The 5,904-nt window shown below is 47.2% G+C and carries 4 protein-coding genes and 1 pseudogene; 3 read left to right on the top strand and 2 right to left on the bottom strand.

The genetic code is table 11. The features are described 5' to 3' along the window. The first annotated feature begins 342 nt into the window (after positions 1-342). From M891_RS0121905 to M891_RS24400, 3 genes are all read left to right on the top strand, one after another. Entirely contained in the window at positions 343-813 is a 471-nt protein-coding gene (locus M891_RS0121905) for a pyridoxamine 5'-phosphate oxidase family protein (RefSeq protein WP_028540273.1), read from the top strand. A gap of 176 nt (positions 814-989) precedes the next feature. Continuing rightward, complete coding sequence (locus M891_RS0121900; RefSeq protein WP_028540272.1) at positions 990-2,144, top strand: stalk domain-containing protein; 1,155 nt, start codon at positions 990-992, stop codon at positions 2,142-2,144. A gap of 192 nt (positions 2,145-2,336) precedes the next feature. Then, the gene (locus tag M891_RS24400; RefSeq protein ID WP_051417174.1) at positions 2,337-4,358 is read left to right on the top strand and encodes a DUF1565 domain-containing protein; all 2,022 of its coding nucleotides are present in this window, start codon (positions 2,337-2,339) and stop codon (positions 4,356-4,358) included. Positions 4,359-4,480: 122 nt separating this feature from the next. On the opposite strand, the gene M891_RS0121890 is transcribed toward M891_RS24400, so the two are convergent. Together M891_RS0121890 and M891_RS24395 are read right to left on the bottom strand one after the other, a co-directional pair. After that, positions 4,481-5,446 carry an S-layer homology domain-containing protein gene (locus M891_RS0121890; protein ID WP_232228400.1) on the bottom strand — a complete coding sequence of 322 codons (966 nt, stop codon included), beginning with the start codon at positions 5,444-5,446 and terminating at the stop codon, positions 4,481-4,483. A 297-nt stretch (positions 5,447-5,743) separates the two neighbouring features. Continuing rightward, positions 5,744-5,904 (bottom strand): annotated as a pseudogene (locus M891_RS24395) (IS200/IS605 family transposase); the annotation flags it as partial.

Raw genomic sequence — 5,904 nt, 5'->3', positions numbered from 1 at the left:
CGCAGATCTATCACCCTCGCGTATGAGGACACACTTCGGGCCATGAGCTGCCCCGGATCTGCTAAAACCGGGCATGGGATGCCGAAGGGAACAGCCAGCGGGTAAGAAGCTCAGACGCGTACCGGAGAAACAGACTTAAGGAGTAGACGATGCTACTGGAGGCAGAAGGATTTCCCCGAATGGACCCTACGTTCCATTGTCCAGAGGCATACCGGAAAGTCCAGTCCCTGATNGAATTTTCAAAGAACAAGCTGNAAATTTGGAGGCTGTTTTCCATCCCCCGGGGGGATGGAAATGAACCTAAAAGAGCTTTTTAAAGATACTATACGAGGAGGTAATTGAATGAGCAAGTACGATGAAGCCATGAAGTTGCTGGAAGAACAAGTAGGTAACAAGGACTGCCTCATCTCCCTGTCCACCATCGCACTGGAACCGGGTGCGGGTGGCAGAAGCCGCCCCGCCGCCCGTATTGTAGACGCCTATTATGAGAACGGCTCGTTCTACATTGTCACCTACGCGACCTCAAACAAAATGCAGCAGATTGCCCAAAACCCCGAAGTGGCCATTTGTATCATCGTCGAGAACTTTACGGCGGATGGTATTGGTGAAAATCTGGGCTGGGTATGTGACGAGAAAAACGCGGAGATGATGACCAAGCTGCGCAAAATATTCGCTGAGTGGTATTACGAAGCCAATAACGACGAAGACCCTAACACCTGCCTGCTGCGCATTCGCCTGACAAAGGGTCTGTGGAATGACGCTCACAAAGGGATCCGAACTGAGATTGATTTTGTCAATAAGACAGTAAATTAAGTAAACCTTTGCTTATGGTGATTTCCGATCCGGTTAGGGGGCGACCCATTGTGGATGGCAACAACCTAAAAAAGGGTATCTTCCCCAATCTATGACTTGACCACGCAGTCATATCGGTAAATAATGAAACAATGTGCAAAACGATCTACCGAATATGACTTCAGGAGACTGCCATCATGAAAAAACACCAATCATTAACACGTATCACCGTTGCCTTCACGCTTTTTGCAGTAATTTCCACGGGTGTAGCCTACGCCTCTAGTCCTGAAACCAGCATCAAAGTCAGTTTCAGTAACATCAAGTACCTCTTCAACGGCGTTGAAAAGAAAGCACCAGAAAATAATAAAGGATTTATTTACAACGGAACAACCTACGTACCTCTTCGTTTTGTTGCAGAATCCTTGAATCAGAACGTCAAATGGAACGGCAACACGAACACCATTTCAATGATCCCACAGGAAGCAACGAGCACGAACTCAACCGATGCAGAGAAACTTAAGGAAGCAGAGCAACGAATCGCTGAGCTTGAACAGCAGCTCAAGGATCAAGGAACCTCTTCGTCCGCCACTGCTCAAGATGGTTGGATCACCTATGAAACGAAGAATCTCATGCTTCATTTCACACCTAAGGCCGACCAAAGGTTCCATTATCTTTACACAGAGGCTGAGGACATCTTAAAGGCGCAAGATCAATTTTTCGGATCGGATACCTTGAAGAAAAAGGTTGATGTGTGGATTCATGACAGCGACGGCATCTTTAAGATTGACTCTGGATCGTTCCACAATCCACAGCATAATGCCATAAAACTTGCCGTCGAAGAAAACTATAATATGGCGGGTGATGAAAGCGTTCGGTTTGTCTTTGCGCATGAACTGGCACATGCTTACCAGCATCAGAAATGGGATATCTACAAGCTTGGATCTACGCTAAGCGGCAGAACGAGCTGGTTGCTTGAAGGACAAGCGGATTACGTTGCCAAGAAGATCAATGGCTATTCCCAGTACGGTCCTTCCTCTGATCCCGCCGGCGACAAGCGTGACCTTACCTATTACAAGAACGAACTCAAGAGACGGAATAGCGCTTCAGGTTGGTCACCTATCGATTGGAACAAGATCACGTCGTTTACCCACTTAAACTCGTATCCAGACGAGTATTTCTCGTTTGAAAGCATGGTATTCTTCCTCGAACAAAACTATAGCCACGAGCAATACCTGGACCTGCTTAATGAATTCTCGAAGGGCGCTCAGCCTGCAGCGGCTTTTCAGAATGCATTTGGAAAATCAGAAGAAGCGTTGGTTTCTGAATATAAGAAGTATCTCGGCGTAGAGTAACCGCCCAGCATGAATAAACGGCCCCTCATCTTCGATGCTTTGCATCCGATTAGGGGCCGTTACTTTTTACAAATGGTTCGCTCTGAGCTAAATTATGTGCCAATATTATGAAGGTATAGTACAATTATGATAATTTAGGATGAAGTTAAGGATTGGTACAGTGAGAATACGATAGAAAGAAGGAGCATTTCTATGGAATATCATGTATCCATACATGGGGATGATCAAGCAAAGGGCACAGCGGATCACCCCTTTCGTACAATCTCACGCGCTGCGGCTCTAGCCATGGCCGGTGATACGGTTATTGTTCATGCAGGAGTATACAGGGAATGGGTGAATCCGGCTAACGGAGGAACAGCCGAGCATCGAATCATATATCGTTCCGCAGGAGACGGAGAAGTCGTCATTACAGGTGCTGAACGGATTACCGACTGGAAGTTTGAACGAGACAACGTTTGGAGCACAGAAGTGCCCAATTCCATGTTTTCCGTTCGTAATCCCTTTGAAGTAGAGTTGAGCGGCGATTGGCTATTTGACGGAGCCTTCCCGGTTCATCTCGGTGATGTGTATTTAGATCACAAATCATTATATGAATGTGATAGTGTCGATAAGGTTTACAATCCCGAAGTGTGGCCTGAAGCCAAATATCCCAAAGACTCACTGTTACAATGGTATGCCGAAGTTGGTTCTGTGACAACGAAGATCTGGGCCAATTTTGGCGGCAAAGATCCTCGTAAGGAGAACGTGGAGATCAGTGTCCGTCCTTATTGCTTCTGGCCTGAGAAACCGGGGCTTAACTATATAACCGTAAGCGGTTTCACACTTCGTCAAGCTTCTCCTCAATGGGCACCACCTACAGACTACCAGGAAGGCTTGATTGGACCTCACTGGAGCAAGGGTTGGATTATTGAAAACAATATCATCAGTGAATCCAAATGCGTTGGAATCAGTCTAGGTACTCCTATCGGTACAGGTCACGCGAAGACTTCGGGGAAGCACAGTAAAGGCGGTACTCAACGGGAGCAGGAGGTGATTTTACGGGCATTACGCTCAGGCTGGCATAAGGACACCGTGGGCAGTCACATCGTTCGCGGCAATGTGATTCACGATTGCGAACAGGCAGGTATTGTAGGTCATATGGGAGCAGCCTTCAGCCACATTTATCAGAACCGTATTTACAATATTCATCACAAACGGATTAGACACGGTGCCGAAGTAGCTGGAATCAAACTGCATGCTGCCCTAGATACACAAATTAGGGAAAATGTCATCTATAGCTGTTACCGTGCACTTTGGCTTGACTGGCAGGCACAGGGCACCCGCATCAGCCGGAATGTATTTTTTGACAACCTTTCGGAAGATCTCTTCGTTGAGGTTTGCCATGGTCCGTATCTGGCCGATCATAATCTGTTCCTCTCCCCTATGAATTTCAGAAATATGGCACAGGGCGGTGCATTTGTCCATAATTTGTTTGCAGGTCATTTTGTAGTTCGTTCTGAAATAACCCGCACTACGCCGTATCACTTCCCTCACGAAACAGCAATGGCGGGATACTCCAATATTACTGGAGGAGATGACAGATACTACAACAACATATTTTTGGGGAATAACGAGGCTTTTACGGAACCTGTTCCAATAACCTTTTTTGAACATCTGCCATTGAAACCAAGGGATGAGGTTGGAGCGGACGGAAAGACCGTCATGGATGGCGTTCCGGACAATTCCATTTGTTATTTGCACGCTGTGGGGCTCGGAGGGTACGATAAACATCCTAATATCAAAGATAAAAAATGGTGGGAATACACGAATGAAGAGCTTGCCGAACTTGGTGATGCAGCAAACGATTTCTTTATAGGAAATGCAGTTCTTCCGGTAGCTATGGGGGGCAATGTATATCTTAACAATGCGGTACCCAGCCTTCATGAATCGAATGCGAAAATCTATGTGCAGAAGGCCATAAACGTCGAGATTAACCCTGAACACGGCAAGGTGAAAATTCAGGTCGACCCCCATCTGTTTCAGGGAGCCTCTCCTATGGTGATTACTACCGACCTGCTTGGCAAGACGTATCACGCCGATATGAACTATGAGGAACCGGATGGCACTCCATATCGTTTCGACTCCGACTTTTTCGGGATCAAGAGACCTGAGGCGGATGTCACACCGGGTCCGTTTGAATTGACCGACCATGGTAACACAGATTTTGAGATTTAGGTTAAGCCAGGCACACTAAACAGTACAGACAATTCCGACAACTTGCCGCTACTTATGATACGGTTTTCAGCAACATCTACAGTAAGAAAAAAGGACGCCCCAATCGGCGTCCTTTACGGATACTAGCGAAGTGATTCTAGCAATGTCTTCAACTCCGGCTTCAGCTTCAACACATTCAGGATAATCTGCAACGCTTCAGCACGTGTAGCATTACTCTTAGGGTTGAAGCTTCCATCCCCTTTACCGCTAACGATGCCTGCCTGAGCCGATGCTTGGATCTCCTCTGCTGCATACGCACCGTTCAGATCATTGAAATGGCCTTTCGTCTGATCTTTCTCCAAGTTGTCCAAGTTCATGATCCGCGACAGCATGACCACCATTTCTTCACGTGTAACCGTCTGATTCGGCTTGAACGTACCGTCCGGGTAGCCGTTAATTACCCCTGCCGCTACTAGGATCTCAATATCTTCTTTAGCCCAGGAATCTCCTATGTCCTTCAATACCGGACTCATTGTGCTGCCGCCTTGGATTTGGAACGCGCGATTCAGCATCACTGCGAACTCCGCGCGGGTGATTGGATTGTTGGGTCTAAACGAACCATCTTCATAGCCATTGATCAGCTTCAACTTGGTGAAAGTGTTGATCGTCTCCTCCGCCCAATGCCCCTGCATGTCTACAAAATCCATTGTAACGTTTGCTTTCTTCGCATCTTCTGCTCTGGATGCGATCGTTTTTACTAAATCGGCTGCATTGACAATGCTTCTTTTAAATAAATCAATTGTGGGCTCTGGCTCTGGTTTTGTTGGCGTTTGCTCTCGATCTGCCGGAGTCGTCAATGGTGTAGTACTACTTGGAGACGCTGGGCTTCCGCTTCCACTGCCACTGCCACTACCACTTCCGCTTTCCCCCCCGCCAACTGTCTCAGATGCTGTTGCCGGGAATACCGCTGTAATTGTGTCAGAATTGGCTTCATTTGTCGTTGTTGCTCCAGCTACCGTGAAGAAGTTTGCTGGAACACCTGTTAACGTATACCCGGCTCTTGGTGAGACCACGATCGTTGCCGTATAAACCGTATTTGCCTTAAACACTGAATCCGCGGGTGACCACGCAACCGTTGCCGTATATTCTGCCGTTGACGGCAGTGTTATAACCGGTGTTGCCCCAACCCGTTATAGGATTGCCGCTATTTCTATTTTAGAGAACACATCTCCTTAACTTATGGTGCGGTTCTCCGTGCCAGCACTAATCATAACCACCCGTCCAACGGGTGGTTTGCTCTTGGGGTATAACCCCTTGTTGCCAAACTGCGCCTAAAGACGCTAGCCTGACAATAAAATTGTTCAGGCTCAGTGTTTTTGTCACTTTCACTTACCAGTTAAACTGGTTTACTTTTTCTTGCTACCGTTTCTGCTAAATGGATCTTCATACTCTTTGACGCTCAGTTTATCGATTGCCTGGTCATGTGCTTCCTGCTCGCGGATATACTTTGCGACAGTGGCCTCATTCAAGCCCACTGTGCTTACGTAGTATCCCTCCGCCCAAAATT

The organism is Paenibacillus sp. J14 (assembly GCF_000518465.1).
Taxonomy (GTDB): domain Bacteria; phylum Bacillota; class Bacilli; order Paenibacillales; family Paenibacillaceae; genus Fontibacillus; species Fontibacillus barengoltzii.
This window is presented reverse-complemented; position numbering and strand designations above follow the sequence as displayed.